Below are 21,563 nucleotides of genomic sequence, written 5' to 3'. Positions count from 1 at the left end.
TTTCAGTGTTACTTGATGCAATTACTTATCACCAGCATCGCTGGCGCCAGGCGTGTTCCTCCCATGCGCCGCCTGCGGGAAGCGGTACGGCGCTGGGCAAACCCGGTGGCGACTGTGTGGATTAGCGGTATTGGCCCGCGTATTTTTCGACCTTGGAAATGTTTTCCTTGGTCACGAAACCGGGGCCGGAGCTGATGTGGCGTGGACCGTAGATCGGGGTCAGGCCGTATTCCGCCAGGCGCGCCTGGTATTTCGGATTGGCGATCAGGATTTCCTTGACCTTGGCCAGGTCGGTGATCTTTTGCTGTTTCATGATAGCCATCACGGCGACAGGAATGTAGCCCTGCAGGTAAGGCTGCTGGTCGATGGCGAACTGGATGCTGCCATCCTTGATACCCTTGGCGATTTCTTCCGACAAGTCGAAGCTGGCGAAGTACATCTTGCCTTTCAGGCCCAGCTTCTCGACGGCGCGCATGGCGGCTGGCGCCGAGTCCGGCCCCAGCGCCAGCACGGCCTGGGTCTTCGGATTGCTGCGCAGATAGGCACTGACCTTGCTTTCGATCACGCCAGGGTCGACGCCATTGGTGTCGAGCGTGGACGATTTGAAGTCGACGCCGAGCGCGTCGGCAAAACCGCGGCAGCGTTCGAACGACGAGGCATTCATCGCATAGTGATTCACGCACACGAACGACTTGATGCCCGCTTCCTTGGCGCGCTTACCGGCGCCCAGGCCCGCGTCATATTCGGGCTGGCCCACGTGCATGATGGCTTTCAACTGTTCGCTTTGCGCGATGGTGCCCGAATTGATGGTCACGAGCATGATTTTCTTGGCCACTACCGTACCCAGCGGTTTTTGCAGCACGCTGAAGTCGGCGATGTCGGCGATCAAGCCATCATAGTTGCGCGCGGCCGACTGCTCGATCAGGCGCGCCATGTCGGCCAGGTCGCCATTCGGCGGATTGCGGTAGTCGACGGACACGTTGAAGTCTTCACCGGCTTGCTTGATGGCGTTCTTGATGGTGTTCCACCAGGAATCGGAGTCCGGCGCATGGCTGACCATGACGAATTTTTCGCCGGCAGCATGGCTGGCGCCCGTGCTCAAACCCAGGCTCAGGCCCAGGCTGGCGATGGCCAGGCACTTCATCAAACCCTTGCTTTTATTGCTATGCATGAATGTCTCCTAGACGGATTAATTTTTATAGTTGCGAGCTTTTATGAAGGGTGTCACCGGCCTGGCCTTGCGGCACACGAACCGATGCACTGCGCACAGCTTAGGCCACAAAAAAGACAAATGCAATAAAATTTTCAAAATAAATTTAAATAGAAATTCATTTCTATTTTCAAGATTCCCTCCTATAATTCTCGCCAGAACCAGCCGCACGGATACAGCGGCCCAGCAAGCACACCAAGGAAAACATCATGGCAGCCACCGCCCCCATCGAACAGCTGATGCAGCACATTGCCGCCGAGTACGACAAGCTGTCGCGCCAGTTGAAAGTCATCGCCCAATACATTGAAAAGCACCGCGCCAGCCTGATGCTCGAGCGCATCAGCGACATCGCCGCCGCCTGCGACGTGCAGCCGTCCGCCATCGTGCGTTTCGCGCAGCGCTTCGGCTACACGGGCTTTTCCGAAATGCAAGACGTGTTCCGCCAGGCTTATACGGACCAGGCCGGTGCCACGCCCGACTACCAGCAGCGCATCCGCAAGCTGATCTCCACGCGCGACGCAGCCCTCAGCGCGGGCGACCTGACGCGCGAATTCGTCGGCGCCAGCCGCGCCGGCCTCGACGACCTGGCGGCAGGACTCGACGACGCCCAGCTGGAAGCGGCCGTCAACCTGCTGCTGAAAGCAGAAAATATCTATGTGATCGGCGTGCGCCGGTCCTTCCCGATCGCCTCCTACATCGCCTACGCGCTGGAACACACGGACAAGCGCGTGCACCTGATTAGCGGACTGGGCGGCATGCACCGCGAACAGATGCGCAGCGTGCGCGAACGCGATGTGGCGATCGCCATCAGTTTCTCGCCTTACGGCAAGGAAACCCAGCAGTGCATCAAGGCGGCGCAAGACAAGGGCGCCAAGGTTCTTGTGATTACGGACAGCAAGCTGGCCCCGCTCGCGCGGGCCGCCGACGCGCTGCTCACCGTCACCGAGGGCAGCGCCTTCGCCTTCCGCTCGCTGACCAGCACCATCTGCCTGTGCCAGGCGCTGTTCATTGCGCTGGCATACAAATTAGAGCTCGACATCGAAGAAATCCACACCCCAGGAGAACATGATGATTGAAGTAGCATTGTTCGGCGCCGGACGCATCGGCAAAATCCACGCGGCCAACCTGGCCGCCCAACCCGGCGTGCAGTTCAAGTACGTGGTCGACGTCAACCAGGAAGCGGCCGCCGCGCTGGCCGGTTTGCATGGCGGCAGCAGCGCCACGGTCGAGGCGGCGCTGGCCGACCCGGCCATCAAGGCCGTCGTCATCGCGTCCAGCACGGACACGCACGCGGATCTGATCCTGCGCTCGGCCGCCGCCGGCAAGGCCATCTTTTGCGAAAAACCCGTCGACCTGACGATAGACCGCGCGCGCGCCTGCGCGACCGCCGTCAAGGAAGCCAAGGTGCTGTGCATGCTGGGCTTCCAGCGCCGCTACGACCCGACTTTCAATGCCGTCAAGACACGCATCGAAGCGGACGAAATCGGCACGCCGGAATTGCTGGTCGTGACCAGCCGCGATCCGGGCCCGCCACCGGTCAGCTACATCAAGGTGTCGGGCGGCATCTTCAAGGATATGCTGATCCACGATTTCGACATCTTCCGCTGGATACTCGACGATGAAGCCGTCAGCGTGCACGCGACGGGCAGCTGCCTCGTCGATCCAGCCATCGGCGAAGCAGGCGACCTGGACACGGCCGTCGTCACCATCCGCACGGCCAAGGGCCGCTTGTGCCAGATCAATGCCTCGCGCCGCGCCGCCTATGGCTACGACCAGCGCTTCGAAGTACTGGGCAGCGCCGGCATGCTGCAGGCCGGCAACCACAAGCCGACGGAAGTGACAGCCTATGGCGCCGTGAATGTCAGCGTGGACAAGCCAGAAGATTTTTTCCTGGAACGTTATCGCGTGGCTTACGCGCAGGAAATGGCGCACTTCTTTGACGCCCTCAGCCACGGCACGCCGCTGCGCACCACCGTGCACGATGGCTTGAAGGCGCTGGAACTGGCCGAAGCGGCCACCTTGTCGTGGCGCGAACAGCGCGTGGTCACTTTATAAACAAGAATAAAAATATCTGGAGACAGCATGTCATCCCCAACATTAAAAGTCGGTATCGTCGGCCTGGGCCGGCTGGGCCAGCGTCATGCCATCAACCTGGCGCAGCGCGTGCCGAATGCCGAAGTCGTGGCTGCCTGCAGCCCCGTTCCAGCCGAACTGGACTGGGCCGCCAGCCAGCTCGGCATCACCACCGGCTATGCCGATTACGACGCCCTGCTGGCCCACCCGGGCCTGGACGCCGTCTTCCTCGTCACGCCCACCTCGCTGCATGCGGACCAGATCATCGCCGCCCTGCGCGCCGGCAAGCACGTGTTTTGCGAAAAGCCGCTGTCCCTGGACCTGGCCGACTGCCTGAAAGTGGAAGCCGAAGCGGCACGCCACCCGCAGTTGACCATCATGATCGGCTTCGTGCGCCGTTTCGACGCCAGCTACCATGACGCGAAGCAAAAGATCGCCCAGGGACTCATCGGCAAGCCGTATCTGGTGCGTTCGCAAACCTGCGATCAGAACGACCCCAGCGGCGCCTTCATGCGCTTCGCCCCCACCAGCGGCGGCATCTTCCTCGATTGCAGCGTGCACGATATCGACCTGGCGCGCTGGCTGCTGGGCAATCCCGTGCCCAAACGCGTATATGCGAGCGGCACCAACGCCATCCATACGGGCTTGCAGGCATTTGGCGACGTCGACAACGGCCTGGCGACGGTCGAATTTTCCGATGGCAGCATGGCCAGCTTCATGGCCTCGCGCACCATGGCGCATGGCCATGAAACCCTGACGGAAGTGTTCGGCACGGGCGGCCGCCTGGCCGTGGGCAGCAATCCGCGCCTGAACCGGGTGGAAATTTCAGATGCGCATGGCGTGCGCAATGAGTGCACGCCCGACTTCTATGCCCGCTTTGCCGACGCCTTTTTGATCGAGGCGCAGGAGTTCACGGATGCGGCACTGGGCCGGCGCACCTTGTCATTGACCTTGCACGACGCAACGGAAGCGACGCGCATCGGCCTGGCCATGACGCAAGCGATGCGCGAAGCGCGGCCTGTCGAGTTTTAAGCGCCGGCGCCGGCGTGCCTATACGCCGGCGCCATTTTCCGGCAGCAGGCGCCAGCATGTCTGCAGTTTTATCATGCTGCCTGCACCCCTTGGCCAGACGTACCAAACCGCTGCCGCTGACTTGATCGAGGACATGCTGGGCGAAGAGGCGTTATGGGCGGCAAAAAAAATCGCCGTCGCCGCCGGCACCGGCGCCAATACGGCGGCCAGGCACAATCACAAGTCCGGCAACACACATCCGCACAGCGCCAATGCCCAGTTCAAATCGCCCACGATCAGCACCGATAAAAAAACCAAGGGCGTGGATGCCAAAGCAAAAACCAAAGAACGGGACTCGCCGGGCAAGGGCAAGGACCACAAACCCGTGGACGACTCGCACCGCCAGAGCAGCGACGGCGGCACAGCACCTGTCAAGAATACGTCGCGGCCGATTCGCGAATTGCTGTCCGAAATCAAATTTGGGCCGCGGGGACTGGTCGGTGACCACATGGCGGACTATTATCATATGGAACATATTCTCAAGAAGACCAACGCCTGGCCACACGGTAACGTCAAGGGCAAGTGGAGCGCCGCCTTCCCGCGCATTGTCGGCCCTGACAGCAAACACAAGCGCCCCTCGGAACTGGTGCCGGAAGACCTGGCCAAGGTGACCTTGTCCGGCGTCGATACCATCTGGCAGACCGATGCCACGACCTACCAGTTTATCGAGGCGAAGTTCAGCGAGAGCATCTATAGCCTGCATGCGCGACTGAAAAGAAATACGGGAAACGGCACAATCCCGAAGGCGCCGGCGTCACTGAACGACAGGCAATGGATGCTGTGGACGTTGCTGGGAGAGCCGAAAAAAGGGACGCAGATGAGTAAAGAATGGATTACCAACAGCGTCAAGGACAAAACCATGCAAAATCCGGCCAATCTGAAAAATCGATGGGTTTATCTTATGCTGGGTACCCCTGCTGCCTCAAACCCGTTCGTGACAAAAACCCACCCGCAAAGTAACCTCAAGCTCACGGCTGCACCCGGTGTGATGGATCATCTTGAAGCAATCCTGGAGCTTATCGGCTCAGGTGACCATTACAACATTAAATTACATGACAAACACAAGCCCACACATGGCATCACTGATACTTTCGACCGTTTTGAAATAGATAAGATAGAGACTGGCAGAAAACTTGCGCTCAGCTCGCAGCCAAAAAAAACCGGGGCCGAAAAAGCTGAAAAACCCAAGACTTCCCCCTCCCGAGAGCAAAGGCAGAAAAAAGAAAAGGCACCTGAGAATGAGCCATCCCCCATTTCACGAAAAAAGAAGGCAACAATTTCTGTATGAAGAGCTGTATATAAAAACGAGGGAAAATCAACTGGCTTTAATCGAAGGACAACAGGAAAACAAGGACATTGCTGAAACAGCACAAGATGCAGCGCTGGCTCACCATTTTTTATATCTGGAAACATTCTGGCTATGGATGCTCGACTACACCGCCGGAGTGAAGATCGACGAACTGGCGCCGCGTATTTCCGGCATTGTCGATCTATTTGAAAAATGGAATGAAGTTGATCAGGTTTACCGGCAGCAAGCTGTGCTTGAATACCCGGAATATGGCCCCTATGAATATGAGGGCGCACCTCAGTTTTCCATTCTCTCCGATTATGAAAACACCTTGCAATTACTCAGTATCGCGATATTGCTGCGTGACCGACGATCAGTCATGCGGCTAATTGACATGCTGCGCAGCCATCGCGGCCTTGACGGACTGTACGAGCAATTGATTGGCGGGTATGTAGACAACGAAATGGCGCTCGACACGTGTATCTTGGGCAAGCCCTACGATACCCTGCTACAAGTGTTTTACGAGGAAGACGAGCAGGAGACACTGCACCTGCTGAAACAGTACCTGAAACAATGGTATCCCGCTATGAAAGATCATCCGCGCTGGCACGACGAGCATTTGAAGATCAGCGACGAAGGCTACGCTGGGTATTATGGCTATTGGGCATTTGAAGCAGGTGCGGCGGTATTTTTACTTGATCTCAACGACAGCGGGATAGACCATATGGTCTATCCGAAAGACTTGGTGGATTACGCTCGTAAACTACGTACGGAAAATCGCCATACCAGCCTTGATGCTGCCCTTGTAGCCGATGGCGGGCGCATCGAAGGTGGTCAGCCATGTCCGAAAGCGGGCTTCTGGGAAACCCCGGCCAGGTTGCAAGGCCGTCGCTATTTCGAGCATGGCGAAGTGATGCCAGCGTTCGAAGATGCCGCGTATGGTCAGACAATCTGGCAATGGAGTGCCAAGCAATAAAACGTTGCAAGCCCGTGCCTGGCAATCAGGCACCGGCTTCATTGATCACGCTGATTCAGCGCTGCTTAGCCTGGTCACAGCCATATTTACAACGGCGCGGCACTGCTATACTGCTTCTTCGATTCCCTTCTTCCCGCCGCCATGCCCGCTTTCCTGTCCGATATTGCAGAACGCTATGTGCATCTGGTGCTGGCCATCGGCCAGCATGACGCCTCCTACGTGGACGCGTATTACGGCCCGCCCGAATGGCAAGCGGCGGCGGCGACTGCGCCCTTGCCGCTCACACGGATCAGCCAAGACATCGCGGCAGCGCTTGCGCTGCTGGCGCAGCGACCTTTGGCCACTGACCAGGAAACGCAGCTGCGCGCGCGCAGCCTGCGCACGCAATTGCTGGCAATGCAAACGAAGGTGGCGATGCTCGGCGGCGAGAAACTTGGTTTTGACGAAGAAAGTGCGCAGCTCTACGACGCAGTTTCTCCCCATCACACCCGCGCCTGGTATGAAGCCATCGTTGCGCAAGTGGCCGACCTGTTGCCCGGCAAACAAGCGGTGAGCGAACGTGTGCAGCAATTTCGCAGCCAGTTCATCATTCCGCCAGAGCGATTGCAGGACGTCATGCAGGCCGCCATCAGGGCTGGCAGGGAACGCACCTTGCAGTACATCGCCCTGCCCGAAGGCGAGGACTTCGTGCTGGAATTCGTCACCGACAAACCGTGGAGCGGCTACAACTGGTACAAGGGCAACTATCAGAGCGTGATCCAGATCAATACCGATTTACCCATCTATATCGACCGGGCGGTCGACCTCGGTTGCCATGAGGCGTATCCGGGCCACCATGTGTATAACGTGTTGCTCGAGCGCGACCTGGTGCGCGGCAAGGGCTGGATGGAGTACTGCATTTATCCGCTGTATTCGCCGCAATCGCTGATCGCCGAAGGCACGGCCAACTACGGCATCGAACTGAGTTTCACGGATGCCGAGCGGCTCGATTTTGAACAGCAGGTGCTGTATCCGCTGGCCGGCCTCGAGCCAAAGCTGGCACCCCGCTATGCGCAACTCAACGCGCTACTGGCCAAGCTCGGCTACGCCGACAACGACATCGCGCGCCACTACCTCGAAGGCAGCCTGACGCGCGAGGAAGCGCTGGAATGGCTGGTCAACGTGCGCCTGTACCCGGCCGAGAAATCCGCGCAGCGCCTGCAGTTCTACGACGCCATGGGCGCCTACGTCATCAATTACAACCTGGGACAGGACATGGCAAAAGCCTGGGTCGAGCGCCAGGGCGCGACGCGGGTCGCACACTGGGCGGCCTTCCGCGACCTGATGTCCTCGCCGCGCGTGCCCAGTGCGCTGCTGGCCGGGCAAAGCTGACGTCACTCACTGGGCCGGCAGGCGGATGGTCGCTTCCAGGCCGCCATCGCGGTGGTTGGCCAGGGTCAGCTCGCCACCGTGGGCCTGGATGATGCTGCGCGCGATACCAAGCCCCAAGCCCATGCCATGCGCGTTTTGTTCACGGCCATGTTCCAGGCGCACATAGGGCTGGAACAGGCTGGCGAACGCCTCTTCGGCCACGCCGGGGCCGTCATCGCGGATGCGGATGACCACGTTGGCGCCCTCGCGGCACGCCGACAAATGGGCCGTCTTGCCGTAAAACAGGGCATTGTCCAGCAAGTTGCCGATGGCACGCTTCAGGGCCAGGGGCTTGGCCTTCACGCTCAGGTCCGTTTCCACGTAATGCACTTCATGGCCGGCCAGCTGGGTCCCGCGCACCATACGCTGCAGCAAGGGGTCCAATCTCACCTCGGTGGCGTTTTCATGGATATCGCTATCCTTCACGCATTGCAGCGCCCCCTTGACCATCATGTCCAGCTCATCGAGGTCATCGTGGAATTCGTTGCGCAGCACATCGTCGTCGAGCAATTCCGTGCGCAATTTCAGGCGGGTGATGGGCGTGCGCAAGTCGTGCGAAATCGAGACGAACAGCCGTTCTCGGTCTTCCAGGTAGCGCTGGATGCGTTCGCGCATGCCGCTGAAGGCGCGCGCCGTCTGCACGAATTCGCGGCTGCCCGTCTGCGGCAACGGCGGCGGCGTCTCGCCACGGCCAAACGCTTCGGCCGCGTCCGACAGGGCCGCCAGCGGCCGTGTGGTCCAGCGCACGACGAGAATCGACAGCAGGAGCACGGCCGCCAGCGACAACGCTTGCAGCAATACCCGGTCGAGTGTCCAAGGATTACTGCTTTGCAAGAAATACGGGTTGGGCATCAGTGCCGCCAGGTACAGCCAGTTGCCCGGCTCCAGCTCGGCCTGGATCACGAGGACGGGCGCGGGATTCGGTTTCAGCAGCAAGATATGCTGGACCCAGTTTTCCGGCAAGTCGCCGATGTGCGCGCCGCTGTCGGCCACCACCAGGTCTCTCGGCCAGGCGAAGCCCACGCGGTAGCCGGCCAGCTGGGGCAAGTCGCTCTTCAGCGCCGCGCCCACCGTGGCCACCACCGTATCGGCCAGCGCGTGCGGGGCGATTTCGCGGATGGCCAGCGGCCCCTGGTTGACGTTGACAAAGAAGCGCGTGCCGCCCATCTCGCGAAATTGCTGGATCAGGATGGGGCGGTAGTTGGCCGGCAGGCTGAGGAAGAAGCGGATGGTGCTGGCGGCGCTGCGGGCCAGGTGCTGCGACGCCATGCGCGCCTCCACGGCCGAATCGCGGCGCAGCTGCGTGGCCCAGATCAGGTTGCCCACCAGTTGCGTGGCCAGCACGCCGGCCACCATCACCACGGACAGGCGGCCCAGCAGCGATGGCGGCAACAGGCGCTCGAGCAGCCGGCGCGCGCCCCGCTCAGGCATGTCCACTGCTCACGTCGGCCGAAAACACATAACCAGCGCCGCGCACCGTCTTGATCAGCATGGGCTGCTTGCCATCGTCCTTCAGGCGCAACCGCAGCCGGCTCACCTGCACATCAAGCGAGCGGTCGAGCGGCCCCGCGTCGCGTCCCCGCGTCTGTTCGCACAGCACGCTGCGGTCGAGGATATCGCCCGGATGCTCGACAAAGTAGCGCAGCAGCTGGAAATCGAGGCCCGTCAGCTGCAGCGCTTCGCCATCGGCATCCGTCACCGTGCGCTCCAGCGTATCGAGGGTGAAACCGACGAAGCGGTAATAGCGGGGTGGCGCGGCCGCGTCGATGCCCGTGCGGCGGTGGATGGCTTTGATGCGCGCCAGCAATTCGCGCGGGCTGTAGGGCTTGGCGATGTAGTCGTCGGCGCCCAGTTCCAGCCCCACCACCCGGTCCGTCTCGTCGGAGCTGGCCGTCAGCATGATGATGGGCACGTTCGAGCGGGCGCGCACCACCTTGCACAGCGCAAAGCCATCCGTATCGGGCAACATCACGTCGAGGATCACCAGCGACAGGCTATCGACATGGCGGTGGAATTCGGCCAGGAAGGTGGCGCCATCGTGCGCCAGACCCACCTCGTACTGGTTCTTTTCCAGGTAGGCCTTCAACAGCATGCGGGTCTTTTGATCGTCGTCAACGACCAGGATTTTGCGTGACATGGTCTCGTCCTTTTTTATTCAGCGCCTGCAACATGCTGCCGATGCGGCGCTGGGCGTCGGCCGCGCTGATCGTCTCGTCCAGGAAATAGCGGTGCACTTCGGCGATGATGGCGTCCTTGCTGGTTTCATCGGTGGCCATGCGGTGCACGAGGCTGGGCGCCTGGAACGCGGCGCCGCGCGCGAATGCCTGCGCCGAGGCGCGCCCACAGCTGTCCAGGCGCGACAGGTCGGCCTGGCGCAAGGCGGGAATCGAGCCCTTCACCTGGCTGTACTCGAGCTGCACGGGCAGCGAAGCGACCACCTGCGCCAGCTTTTCCTGCGCGCCCTGGTGCGTGTAATCGGATGCGAACATGGCCAGGGTATCGATGCTGTACAGGTGGTAATCGCCCGTGTCGGGCGCGGCGGCGCAGCCGAACACCTCGTCCGTGGCGCGGCCCCAGGCGTTCAGCTCGCCCTTCGCCCAGTCGCCCATGATGTACATGGCCGCCTCGCCATCGCCCACCTGGCGCGCCATTTCGGGCCAGCCCTGTTCGCGCAACGGCGTGCCCATCCATTGCTTCAGGGACCTCAAGCGCTGCAAGGCGTGGCGCAGGCGCGGGTCGGCATACGCCTCGGCTTTCTTCTCGACAAACAGGGCGCGGTAATACGCAGGCCCCGATTCGGCCAGCACCAGCGTTTCAAACAGGGTGGCCACCTGCCACGCTTCGCTGCTTTGCGCCAGTGGCGTGATGCCGGCCTGGCGCAGCTTGCCGGCCACGCGCTCGAAGTCGCTCCAGCTGCGCGGCACGGCCAGGCCCAGGCGCTGGAAGATCTTGCGGTTGTAAAACAGGGTATTGATGCGGTGGATGCCGGCCGGCACGCCCATCGTATGGCCGCGGTTTTGCAGCAAGCCCCATACGGTGGGATACATGGTGGCGCGCCAGTTGTTGCTGGCGGCGACGCTGTCGAGCTGCAGCAGCAGGCCCAGGTCGCTCCACTCGCCCAGGGTATAGCCGATCAGTTGCATGACTTCCGGCGATTTGCCGGCCAGTACACGGCTCTTCAAGACCTTGCCCGCGCCGACCCCGGCGCCGCCCGCGATGCCCGCGTCGCGCCATTCGACGCCTTCCTGCGCCAGGCGCGCCACCAGCACGTCGGCGGCGCGGCGTTCGCCGATCGAGGTCCACCAATGCAGTACTTGCAGCGCTTCTGCCCGTGCCGGCACGTTGCTACACAGGAGGGCCAGCAGCGCCAGCGCCGCCGCGCCGCGACGGCGGGCGGCCCCGGCATGGCGGTCGGCGGTGTTGCGCGGCGGCGTCTTCAATCCTGTCCCCTTTTTCTTGTCGCGACAAACTATAGCCCAACTACAAAACAGCAGGTTGGTAATTTAGTACCCTGATTTGTAAAGAAACGTGAGCTTTTGTTGCACTACCTTGCGCAGCGCACAAGGGGCGCCACGCGCCCGACGCCCCGCGCGGCGCGCCACGGCAGCGGACATCGGTAAGGAAAGGTAAGCAAGCGCGCCTGCGCATTTCAATATTATTCTTTTAAATCAACGAGATAAGAAAAAATCGCCGGTGCAATGCCGGGTGCTGGCGTCACATTTCCCCCGATGCTACTGTCCGCCAACTGCAGCGTAACAGGCAGCCAAACAAGACCAACACCAACAAGGAGACGACATGCAACTGCATGCAAAAGGCGGCGCGGCCGCGCGCAACACATTGCTGGCCCTGCTGCTGGCCAGCGGCACGGCACAGGCGGGCACGCTCACCATCGAAAGCTGGCGCGTGGATGACAAGACCCTGTGGGAAACGGTGCTCATTCCCGCCTTCCAGAAAAAACATCCTGGCATCGAGATCAAGTTCTCGCCCACCGCCCCCACCGAATACGATTCCACCCTGAACGCGCGCCTGAGCGGCGGCACGGCCGGCGACTTGCTGGCCTGCCGCCCGTTCGACGTCTCGCTGGCCCTGTACAAGCGGGGCCAGCTGGAAAAGCTCGACGGCAAGGCCGGCATGGACAACTTCCCCGCCTCGGCCAAGGTGGCGTGGCAGACGGACGACGGCAAGGACACCTTCTGCATGCCGATCGCGTCCGTCATGCATGGCTTCCTGTACAACAAAAAAATCTTCCGCGAACTGAAACTGCAACCGCCCGCCACGGAAGAGGAATTCTTCAAGGTGCTGGAAACGGTCAGGAAAAGCGGCAAATATGCGCCCTTGGCGCTGGGCACGGCGGACCAGTGGGAAGCGAACCAGGTGGTGTTTACCAGCATCGGCGCCAATTACTGGAAGGGCGAAGAGGGCCGCAAGGCGTTGATAGCCGGCAAGGCCAAATTTACCGACCCGCAATTCGTCGCCGCCTGGGAATATGAGGCACGGCTGGGCAGCTATCTGTCCAAGGGCGCCAGCGCGCAAACCTATGGCGACAGCCAGAACCAGTTCGCGCTGGGCAAGGCCGCCATCTACCCGTCCGGCTCCTGGGACATCGCCTACTTCAAGCAGGACCCGGAACTGGAACTGGGCGCCTTCAATCCTCCCGTGCGCAAGGCCGGCGACAAGTGCTATATCTCGGACCACACGGACATCGGCATGAGCGTCAACAAGAAGTCGAAGAACAAGGAAGACGCCTACAAATTCCTCGCCTGGCTCGGTTCGCAGGAATTCGCCGACATCTACACCAACAAGGTGACGGGCTTCTTCTCGCTGTCGAACCATTTGATCTCCATCAAGGATCCGCTGGCCAAGCAAATGAACGGCTGGCGTGCCAGTTGCGCCTCGACCATCCGCCTGAACGCGCAAATCCTCAACCGTGGCGAGCCGAGCATGGAAAACGAGCTGTGGAACGTCAATGCCCAGGTCTTGAACGGCAAGCTGGCGCCGAAAGACGCGGCGCGCCAGATCCAGTCCGGCTTTGCCAAGTGGTACAAGCCGCAACAGCAATAAATCCCCCTACCCTCCCCGAGCAACCGGCCTGAGCAGTGCGATGCGGCAGCCGGTGGCACGGTTTTGCCGGCGGCCCCGCCGCCGGTGCTTTTCTTCGTCTGGAGTTTCGCCGTGAAAATAACTTTCCCATGGCACGTGCTCGTGTTCCTGGCCCCGGCGCTGGTCATTTACTCGCTGTTCAGCGCCCTGCCCCTGGCCGATACCCTGCGCCTGGGCCTGTACACGACCGATGAGAGTGGCCAGCACCATTTTGCCGGCCTGGCCAACTACGCCACCATCCTGTTCGACCCGCAATGGTCGCAAAGTTTCTGGAATGCGATGTGGAACAACTGCAAGTTCTTCCTCATCCACATGCTGCTGCAAAATCCCATCGGCCTGCTGCTGGCCACCCTCTTCAGCCTCAAGGGTTTGAAGGGCGAGCGCAGCTACCGTACCCTGATCTTCCTGCCGACCCTGCTGTCCGTCGTCATCATCGGCTTCATCTGGCAGTTGATCCTGTCGCCGCTATGGGGTGTGGGCCAGTCGCTGATGGATGGCGTCGGCATCGGCAGCTACTTCGCGCCGTGGCTGGGCCAGGAATCGACGGCCCTGCTGACCATCGCCCTCATTTCCGTTTGGCAATACATCGGCATCCCCATGATGCTGATCTATGCGGCCCTGCTGGCCGTGCCCGAGGAAATCATCGAGGCGGCCCACGCGGAGGGCGCCAGCGCCATGCGCATCTTCTGGCAAATCAAGCTGCCGCTGATCTGGCCCACCCTGGGGCTGGTGACCATCCTCACCTTCGTCGCCAACTTCAACGCCTTCGACCTCGTGTATTCCGTGAAAGGCGCGCTGGCGGGACCGAACTACGCCACCGACATCCTCGGCACCTTCTTTTACCGCACCTTCTTCGGTTACCAGGCCCAGCTGGGCAGCCCCACCATGGGCGCTGCCGTGGCCACCATGATGTTCCTCGTGATCCTCGTGGGCGTGGGTGTGTATTTCTTTTTCGTGCAGCGCAAGCTGACACGCTACGAACTGTAAGGGCCGCCATGCGCAACGTTTCCACCCGCCCTCTGGGCCGCGCCGCCGTGCATGCGATCCTGGCGGGCTACACCATCATCGCCCTGTTCCCCATCGTCTTGATCCTGATTAACTCGGTCAAGACGCGGGCCGCCATCTTCGACAATCCGCTGGCCTTGCCCACGCCGTCCACCTTTTCGCTCGTGGGCTTTCACAAGGTGCTGGCCAATTCGGACTTCCTGCTGTACTTCGGCAACAGCCTGTTCGTCACCCTGCTGTCGCTGCTGCTGATCGTGCTGTTCGGCGCCATGGCGGCCTGGGCCTTGTCCGAGTACACGTTTACGGGCAACCGCCTGCTGACCCTGTACCTGGCGCTGGGCATCATGATCCCCATCCGCCTGGGCACGGTCTCCATCCTGGAACTGGTGGTGCGGCTCGACCTGATCAACACCCTGAGCGCGCTGGTGCTCGTGTACACGGCGCAGGGCCTGCCGCTGGCCGTGATGATCCTGTCCGAATTCGTGCGCCAGGTGCCGCGCGAACTGAAGGATGCGGCGCGCTGCGATGGCGTGGGCGAATTCGCCATCTTCTTCCAGGTGATCCTGCCCCTGATCCGTCCCGCCATCGCCACGGTGGCCGTGTTCACCATGATTCCCGCCTGGAACGACCTGTGGTTCCCGCTGATCCTGGCGCCTTCGGACCGCACCAAGACCGTCACCCTGGGCGTGCAGCAATTCATCGGGCAATACGTGACGGACTGGAACTCCGTGCTGGCGGCGCTGTCGCTGGCCGTCATTCCCGTGCTCGTCATGTACGTCATTTTCTCTCGTCAACTGATCCGCGGCCTGACGTCCGGCGCGGTCAAATAATAGGTGCGCCATGGCCCATGTAAGCCTGCAACAACTGACCAAATCCTACGACGGCCGCCACAATGTGCTGGCCGGCATCGACCTCGACATCCGCGACGGTGAATTCGTCGTGCTGGTGGGCCCTTCCGGCTGCGGCAAATCGACCTTGCTGCGCATGCTGTGCGGCCTGGAAAGCATTTCGCAAGGCACATTGTCCATCGGCGGCAAGGTCGTCAATGACTTGCCGCCGGCCGAACGGGGCATCGCCATGGTCTTCCAGAGCTATGCGCTGTATCCGCACATGAGCGTGTACCGCAACATGGCATTCGGCCTGAAGATCGCCGGTGCCAGCAAGGACGCCATCGCCCAGCGCGTGCGCCACGCGGCCGCCATCCTGAAGATCGACCACCTGCTGGAACGCCTGCCGCGCGAACTGTCGGGCGGCCAGCGCCAGAGGGTCGCCATCGGCCGCGCCATCGTGCGCGAACCGCAGCTGTTCCTGTTCGACGAGCCTCTGTCGAACCTGGACGCGGCCCTGCGCGTACAGACGCGGCTGGAAATTGCCAAGCTGCACCGCCAGTTGAACGCCACCATCGTGTATGTGACGCACGACCAGGTCGAAGCGATGACCCTGGGCGACAAGATTGTCGTCATGCATGGCGGCCATATCCAGCAGGCGGGCACGCCTTTGGAACTGTACCAGCAGCCGGCGAACCGCTTCGTGGCCGGCTTCATCGGCGCGCCGATGATGAATTTCTTCGAAGGAAAAATCATCGCCGCGCAGGACGATGGCGTGCGCGTGGCGCTGGCCAGCGGCCAGGAAGTCACGGCCCTCGTCGATCCGGCCGGCCTGCTGCCGGGCGACGCCGTCACGGTGGGCCTCAGGGCGGAACACATCCTGGAAAACGGCGATGGCAGCGCCCGCTTCCAGGGCGTCGTCAGCCTGGTGGAACACCTGGGCGAAGCCAACTTCATTTACTTGGCGCTGGACAACGGCCAGGAACTGGTGATACGCGGCGACGGCAACAACCGCGTGCCGCTGGGCCAGCCATTCACGGTCTCGGCCGCCAGCAGCGCCTTTCATTTGTTCGACGCGCAAGGTGTGGCGCGCACGCGGCGCCAGCCCGGCAACCTGATTTCATCGAAACAGATATTGGCCGCCTGAGCTTCCCGCCAGGCAGCCCCCCGATTGGATCGGCAGCGATCCGGTACGACGTGCCCAAGCACGCATTTTGATAACGACAAGGAGACTCCATGCAACACCCGATCAAGACCTCGCTGGCCCTGGCCTGCACTGTGCTGCTGGCCTGCGGCGCCGCCCACGCCAGCGATGCCGAAGGCGAATACCACGGCTACTTCCGCGCCGGCCTCGGCTCGAGCACGGACAGCCGCGGCCCGCAAAGCTGCTACGGCCTGGGCGGCAACACCATGCGCTACCGGCTCGGCAACGAATGCGACACCTATGGCGAATTCGAATACCAGAAGGAAATGGCCAAGTCGAGCAACGGCGTCAGCTTCGTCGGCCATATCATGGTGGCCGCCTATACGCCCAGTTCCGCCGTCAGCGATTCGGACCTGAGCATGTCGAAGATGTACGTGGAAGCGAAAAACATTGAAATCCTCAACGGCGGCACGGCCTGGATCGGCAAGCGCTACTACATGCGTCCCGACATCCACATGTTGGACTTGCAATACATCAATATGAACGGCACGGGCGGCGGCATTGACCAGTACAAGCTGGGACCGGGCCGCATCAGCTATGGCTTCTTCAAGGATAACGACAAGCCCGGCAACTCGGCCATCCGGCAAAACCTCGTCTACCAGGGCATCCCCGTCAACCAGGATGGCACACTGGAAGTGCTGACCACCCTGATCACGCCCGACAAGAAGGACAGCACCTCGCACAGCGGCTGGCAAGCCACCGTGCTGCACAAGCAGGATAAAGTATGGGGCGGCGCCAACACCTTCGGCATCCAGTACGGCGTCGGGCCGGGCACGGGCGCCGGCGGCCAGTGCTGCGACCGCATGGGTACGACGGGCTCGATCCGCAACGGCAGCGACGTCACGCGCTTGCGCATCTTCAATTCGCTGTGGATACAACCGACGCCGGAATGGAGCGCGGAAATGATCGCCATCGTGCAGCGCGACAAGTCCGACGCCACGGGCGGCAGCTCGACCTGGACATCCCTGGGCGTGCGCCCCGTGTATGCCGTCAACGACAACTTCAAGCTGCAGTTCGAGCTGGGCACGGACCGCGTGACCTCGCCCACGGGCGGCGCCGCGCAGCGCCTGACCAAGCTGACCTTCGCCCCTACCCTGACGGCGGGCAAGGGTTACTGGTCGCGTCCCGAGCTGCGCGCCTTTGTCACCTACGGCAAATGGAACGACGCCGCCACGGCCGCCGTCAACAAGGCCAATGAATCGGGCCCCGTGTACGGCAACGCCACCAGCGGCACCTCGTTCGGCCTGCAAGTGGAGACGTGGTTTTAAGAAGCTGTCTTGATATGGCGCAGTGCGTGCGCCTATCGGACTGCGCGAAATCGCGTGCCGCGCTATGCTGCACGCCATAGCGCTCACTTCGGAGGTCGCATGCACGCCGCATTTCCCCGGGCCGCCGCCGCACTGGCCCTCGCTTTCGCCAGCATGGCGGCCGCCCGCGACGCCGTCGTCGCGCCGGCGCCGGTCCTGAGCGAGCGCCAGCAGGCGCTGATGGCCACCGTCGTGGGCAGCGCCGCCCATCCGCGCATCCTGCAGGTGCGTCTCGATGAATTGCATCCGACCCAGCCGGCCATCGGCTACGACCAGGTGTATTACAAGCTGGGACGCTATGCGGCCGAAGAAAAACACATCGCCGACATCGCCAAGCCAAAGAAATTCGCCGACCTGTGCGAAGCCAATGGCCAGGGCGACGTCTTGCCCAACACAGCCAATGTGCCCGGCGCCACGCTCAGCGCGCCACCGGCCGGCTACCGCTGCAAGGCGGCCGTGGGCAGCCGTCCGGACGACATGAAGACCGTCGTGATCGGCCCGCGCGGCATCGTATACCTGACCGATGGCCACCACACGTTTTCCACCTTCCGGGATGCCGACGGCGGGCGCAATCGTCAAATGAAAGTCTGGGTCAAGGTCAGCGACAATTTCAGCGCGCTGGGCGAAGCGGCCTTCTGGACGCGCATGCGCGAGGAAAACAAGGTATGGCTGAAAAACGGCCGCAACCAGGCCATCACGCCGCGGCAGCTGCCATCCGCCGTCGGCCTGCAGTCCCTGGGCGACGACCCGTACCGCTCGCTCGTCTACTTTACGCGCGGGGTCGGCTACGAGCCGCCGGAGCACGCCACGGAATTTCTCGAGTTTTATTGGGCCGACTGGCTGCGCGGCATGCCGGCGCTGGACCTGGCGCGCGTCGACCTGCGCGATTCGGCCGCGTATGCGAATGCGATCCTGCTGGCCGCGCAGGCGATGGCGGCGCTGCGGCCCGGCGATATCGTCAGCGGCGGCAAGAGCGCGCGCGAGCTGGGCTCCCTGCGGGAAGTCAACCGGGAAGCGTTCGATGAACTGATCGACGACGAGGGCAAGCTGCGCCACACCATCGCGTACAAGAAATCGTTGGCGCAATAAGCACAGCGGCGTAAACGACAACGGCCCGCCTGTCATGCGACAAGCGGGCCGTTTTCTGTTGCAGGTGCTGCTTACGCGATGCGCTCGCCGTTGGCCGGATCGAACATGGCCGCTTTCGACAGGTTGAACGACAGCTGCATGGTCTGCCCCGGCAGCACGGCTTCGCGCGGGTGCGTGCGGCACGTCACAGCAGCGCCGTTCAGGCGCGTCGTCAGCAGGGTGTCGGGGCCGGTCGGCTCGACCAGGTCGATCAGGCAGCCCAGTTCCTGGCCCACGTCGCCATGTGCGCTGCTCATGTCCGTGATCTGCTCCGGGCGTACGCCCAGGATCACGTCGCGGCCCGCATAGCTGCGCAGCTTATCGGCCGCGAACGGCAAGGCCAGGCGCAGGCTCTTGCCCGCGTTCTCGATGGCGACAAACACCTCGTTGCCCTCGATGACAGGCTTGACGGTGATGAAGTTCATCGACGGCGAGCCGATGAAACCGGCCACGAACAGGTTGGCCGGGTTGTCGTAGATTTCCTGCGGCGTGCCCAGTTGCTGCACCACCCCGTCCTTCATGACGGCGATCAGGTCGCCCATCGTCATCGCCTCGATCTGGTCATGCGTGACGTAGACGATGGTGGCCTTCAGGCGCTGGTGCAGCAGCTTGATCTCGGCGCGCATTTCAACGCGCAGCTTGGCGTCCAGGTTCGACAGCGGTTCGTCGAACAGGAACAGCGACGGCTTGCGCGAAATGGCGCGGCCCATGGCGACCCTCTGGCGCTGGCCGCCCGACAGCTGCGCCGGACGGCGGTCCAGCAAGTGCGTGATCTGCAGGGTTTCGGCGACGCGGGCGACGATTTCTTCCTGCTCCGCCTTCGGCACTTTTTTCACGTTCAGGCCGAACGCGATGTTTTCGCGCACCGTCATCGACGGGTACAGCGCGTAGGACTGGAACACCATGGCGATGTCGCGGTCCTTCGGCGGCAGGTCGTTGACGACCTTGCCGTCGATGAGGATCTCGCCCGAGGTAACGCTTTCCAGGCCGGCCACCATGTTGAGCAAGGTCGACTTGCCGGAGCCGGAGCCGCCGACGAGGATCAGGAACTGGCCGTCCTTGATCTCGATGTCGATGCCCTTGAGGACTTCGACGCCATTCGTGTACACCTTGCGGATGCTGCGTATCGATAAACTGGACATATTCTTTCCTTAACCTTTGACTGCGCCTGCGGTCAGACCGCGCACAAAATAACGGCCTGCGACCAGATAGACCAGCAGGGTCGGCAGCGCGGCAATCACCGCGGCCGCCATGTTGACGTTGTATTCCTTCACGCCCGTGGACGTGTTGACCAGGTTGTTCAAGCCCACCGTGATCGGCTGCGAATCGCCGCTGGCGAAGACGATACCGAACAGGAAGTCGTTCCAGATCTGCGTGAATTGCCAGATGATGCAGACGACGAAGATCGGGCCTGAAATCGGCAGCACGATCTTGCGGAAGATCAGGAAGAAGCCGGCGCCGTCGATGCGCGCCGCCTTGATCAGCTCTTCCGGCACGCCGATATAGTAATTGCGGAAGAACAGGGTCGTGAAGGCCGTGCCATACACCACGTGCACGAAGACGAGGCCCGTGGTGGTATTGGCCAGTCCGAATTCGCCCAGCAGGCGCGCCATCGGCAGGATCACCACCTGGAAGGGAATGAAGCAGCCCACCAGCAAGGCGGCAAACAGGATTTCCGAACCGCGGAAGCGCCAGTGTGCAAACACATAGCCGTTGAAGGCGCCCAGGAAGGTCGAGATCAGCACGGCGGGAATCACCATCTTGATCGAGTTCCAGAAGAACGGCTGCATGCCGTCGCAGGTAACGCCCGTGCAGGCCGAAGACCAGGCCTTGGACCAGGAATCGAACTGCCACACGTGCGGCAAGGCCAGCAGGTTGCCGCTGCGGATCTCGTCGAGCGACTTGAACGACGTCGACAGGGTCACGTACAGGGGCACGATGTAGTACACCGCAAACAGAATCAGCAGCAGGTATACCACCACCCGTCCGAGGGTGAGGCGATTATTACGTGTAGGTGTCATCTCATCGCCTTTGCGCTGCGCGTTTCCAGGTACATCAGCGGCACGAGCACGGCCACGATGGTGGCCAGCATCATCATTGCCGATGCCGAGCCCAGGCCCAGCTGGCCGCGGGTGAAGGAAAACTGGTACATGAAGATGGCCGGCACGGACGACGAGTTGCCAGGTCCGCCAGCCGTCAATGCGATGACCAGGTCGAAGCTCTTGATGGCGATATGCGCGAGGATCAGCAGCACGCTGAAGAACACGGGACGCATGGCGGGAATCACGATGCGCCAGTAGATCGTCGGCAAGGATGCGCCATCGACTTGCGCCGCCTTGATGATCTCGTCATCGATGCCGCGCAGGCCTGCCAGGAACAGGGCCATGACAAAGCCGGACGACTGCCATACGCCGGCAATCACCACCGTGTAGATGGCCATGTCGGAGTTCACCAGCCAGTCGAAGGTAAACGAGGTCCAGCCCCAGTCGTGCATGACCTTTTCCAGGCCCAGGCTGGGATTGAGCATCCATTTCCAGGCCGTGCCGGTGACGATGAAGGACAGCGCCATCGGATACAGGTAGATGGCGCGCAACGCGCCTTCGGCGCGGATTTTCTGGTCCAGCAGGATGGCCAGGAACAGGCCGATGGCGATGCTGCAACCGATGAACAGGACACCGAAGATGCCGAGGTTCTTGAGCGAGGTCCACCAGCGCTCGTTGTCGAACAGCTCGACGTATTGCACCAGACCGGCGAACTCGTAGTTCGGCATCAGCCGCGATTCGGTCAGCGACAGCCAACCGGTCAAAAAGATAAAACCATAGACGAATACCAGGCTGGCGATGAGCGTGGGGCCCAACACCATCTGCGGTATCCATCGGTCGAATTGCTTGCGTATGGACATAGGAGAGCCGTAGAGAGAACTGCGTGTGGCGCCGGCCTGGTCGAAGCCAGGGCGGACGCCTG

Annotated in this window: 19 protein-coding genes; 12 read left to right on the top strand and 7 right to left on the bottom strand. The window is 61.9% G+C overall.

The features are described from left to right. Window positions 1-121 precede the first annotated feature (121 nt). On the bottom strand, window positions 122-1,171 hold the full coding sequence (locus GYK42_RS25835; protein WP_034757655.1) for a sugar ABC transporter substrate-binding protein: 1,050 nt from the start codon (window positions 1,169-1,171) through the stop codon (window positions 122-124). A 248-nt stretch (window positions 1,172-1,419) separates the two neighbouring features. On the opposite strand from GYK42_RS25835, the gene GYK42_RS25830 reads away from it, so the two are divergent. The 6 genes from GYK42_RS25830 to GYK42_RS25805 all read left to right on the top strand — a co-directional run bounded on the left by GYK42_RS25830 (window position 1,420) and on the right by GYK42_RS25805 (window position 7,989). Further along, window positions 1,420-2,286: a MurR/RpiR family transcriptional regulator gene (locus tag GYK42_RS25830; protein WP_166449820.1), complete on the top strand. Its 867-nt coding sequence runs from the start codon at window positions 1,420-1,422 to the stop codon at window positions 2,284-2,286. Next, window positions 2,279-3,265: an inositol 2-dehydrogenase gene (gene iolG / locus GYK42_RS25825; RefSeq protein WP_166449829.1), complete on the top strand. Its 987-nt coding sequence runs from the start codon at window positions 2,279-2,281 to the stop codon at window positions 3,263-3,265. Before GYK42_RS25830 ends, iolG begins: the two co-directional genes overlap by 8 nt. A gap of 27 nt (window positions 3,266-3,292) precedes the next feature. Continuing rightward, on the top strand, window positions 3,293-4,315 hold the full coding sequence (locus GYK42_RS25820; RefSeq protein WP_166449819.1) for a Gfo/Idh/MocA family oxidoreductase: 1,023 nt from the start codon (window positions 3,293-3,295) through the stop codon (window positions 4,313-4,315). A gap of 73 nt (window positions 4,316-4,388) precedes the next feature. Further along, window positions 4,389-5,642, top strand: coding sequence for a hypothetical protein (locus tag GYK42_RS25815; protein ID WP_166449818.1), 1,254 nt, complete (start codon window positions 4,389-4,391; stop codon window positions 5,640-5,642). Further along, window positions 5,593-6,618 (top strand): PoNe immunity protein domain-containing protein, encoded by a 1,026-nt coding sequence (locus tag GYK42_RS25810; protein WP_166449817.1) that lies wholly within the window; start codon window positions 5,593-5,595, stop codon window positions 6,616-6,618. Before GYK42_RS25815 ends, GYK42_RS25810 begins: the two co-directional genes overlap by 50 nt. Before the next feature lie 141 nt (window positions 6,619-6,759). Further along, window positions 6,760-7,989: a hypothetical protein gene (locus tag GYK42_RS25805; protein ID WP_166449816.1), complete on the top strand. Its 1,230-nt coding sequence runs from the start codon at window positions 6,760-6,762 to the stop codon at window positions 7,987-7,989. A 6-nt stretch (window positions 7,990-7,995) separates the two neighbouring features. Here the strand turns inward: GYK42_RS25805 and GYK42_RS25800 are convergent, their stop codons facing one another. Genes GYK42_RS25800 through GYK42_RS25790 form a run of 3 tightly spaced genes read right to left on the bottom strand, consistent with a single transcriptional unit; the run spans window position 7,996 to window position 11,468 of the window. Further along, complete coding sequence (locus GYK42_RS25800; RefSeq protein WP_166449815.1) at window positions 7,996-9,459, bottom strand: ATP-binding protein; 1,464 nt, start codon at window positions 9,457-9,459, stop codon at window positions 7,996-7,998. Further along, a complete protein-coding gene (locus GYK42_RS25795; RefSeq protein WP_034757625.1) occupies window positions 9,452-10,165 on the bottom strand; it encodes a response regulator in 714 nt (237 codons plus the stop codon). The genes GYK42_RS25800 and GYK42_RS25795 overlap by 8 nt, the downstream gene beginning before the upstream one ends. Next, the gene (locus GYK42_RS25790; protein ID WP_205711558.1) at window positions 10,140-11,468 is read right to left on the bottom strand and encodes an ABC transporter substrate-binding protein; all 1,329 of its coding nucleotides are present in this window, start codon (window positions 11,466-11,468) and stop codon (window positions 10,140-10,142) included. The genes GYK42_RS25795 and GYK42_RS25790 overlap by 26 nt, the downstream gene beginning before the upstream one ends. A 355-nt stretch (window positions 11,469-11,823) precedes the next feature. Between GYK42_RS25790 and GYK42_RS25785 the strand changes: the two genes are divergently transcribed. The 6 genes from GYK42_RS25785 (at window position 11,824) to GYK42_RS25760 (ending at window position 18,560) form a co-directional block, all read left to right on the top strand. Then, a complete protein-coding gene (locus GYK42_RS25785; RefSeq protein ID WP_166449814.1) occupies window positions 11,824-13,089 on the top strand; it encodes an ABC transporter substrate-binding protein in 1,266 nt (421 codons plus the stop codon). A gap of 111 nt (window positions 13,090-13,200) precedes the next feature. Beyond that, a complete protein-coding gene (locus GYK42_RS25780) occupies window positions 13,201-14,115 on the top strand; it encodes an ABC transporter permease subunit (protein WP_166449813.1) in 915 nt (304 codons plus the stop codon). Between the two features lie 8 nt (window positions 14,116-14,123). Then, window positions 14,124-14,963 carry a carbohydrate ABC transporter permease gene (locus GYK42_RS25775; RefSeq protein WP_034777925.1) on the top strand — a complete coding sequence of 280 codons (840 nt, stop codon included), beginning with the start codon at window positions 14,124-14,126 and terminating at the stop codon, window positions 14,961-14,963. A 10-nt stretch (window positions 14,964-14,973) separates the two neighbouring features. Continuing rightward, a complete protein-coding gene (locus GYK42_RS25770; protein WP_166449812.1) occupies window positions 14,974-16,107 on the top strand; it encodes an ABC transporter ATP-binding protein in 1,134 nt (377 codons plus the stop codon). Between the two features lie 89 nt (window positions 16,108-16,196). Next, on the top strand, window positions 16,197-17,432 hold the full coding sequence (locus GYK42_RS25765) for a maltoporin (protein WP_166449811.1): 1,236 nt from the start codon (window positions 16,197-16,199) through the stop codon (window positions 17,430-17,432). 99 nt (window positions 17,433-17,531) lie between these two features. Then, entirely contained in the window at window positions 17,532-18,560 is a 1,029-nt protein-coding gene (locus GYK42_RS25760) for a ParB/Srx family N-terminal domain-containing protein (protein ID WP_166449810.1), read from the top strand. A 71-nt stretch (window positions 18,561-18,631) separates the two neighbouring features. Here the strand turns inward: GYK42_RS25760 and GYK42_RS25755 are convergent, their stop codons facing one another. Genes GYK42_RS25755 through GYK42_RS25745 form a run of 3 tightly spaced genes read right to left on the bottom strand, consistent with a single transcriptional unit; the run spans window position 18,632 to window position 21,501 of the window. Then, window positions 18,632-19,741 (bottom strand): ABC transporter ATP-binding protein, encoded by a 1,110-nt coding sequence (locus tag GYK42_RS25755; RefSeq protein WP_046684848.1) that lies wholly within the window; start codon window positions 19,739-19,741, stop codon window positions 18,632-18,634. Between the two features lie 9 nt (window positions 19,742-19,750). Beyond that, complete coding sequence (locus GYK42_RS25750) at window positions 19,751-20,620, bottom strand: carbohydrate ABC transporter permease (RefSeq protein WP_034777933.1); 870 nt, start codon at window positions 20,618-20,620, stop codon at window positions 19,751-19,753. Beyond that, a complete protein-coding gene (locus GYK42_RS25745; protein WP_010397323.1) occupies window positions 20,617-21,501 on the bottom strand; it encodes a carbohydrate ABC transporter permease in 885 nt (294 codons plus the stop codon). The genes GYK42_RS25750 and GYK42_RS25745 overlap by 4 nt, the downstream gene beginning before the upstream one ends. Window positions 21,502-21,563: the final 62 nt, after the last annotated feature.

Origin of the sequence: Janthinobacterium lividum, from assembly GCF_011601275.1 — a bacterium.
Classification (GTDB): domain Bacteria; phylum Pseudomonadota; class Gammaproteobacteria; order Burkholderiales; family Burkholderiaceae_D; genus Janthinobacterium; species Janthinobacterium lividum_E.
This window is presented reverse-complemented; position numbering and strand designations above follow the sequence as displayed.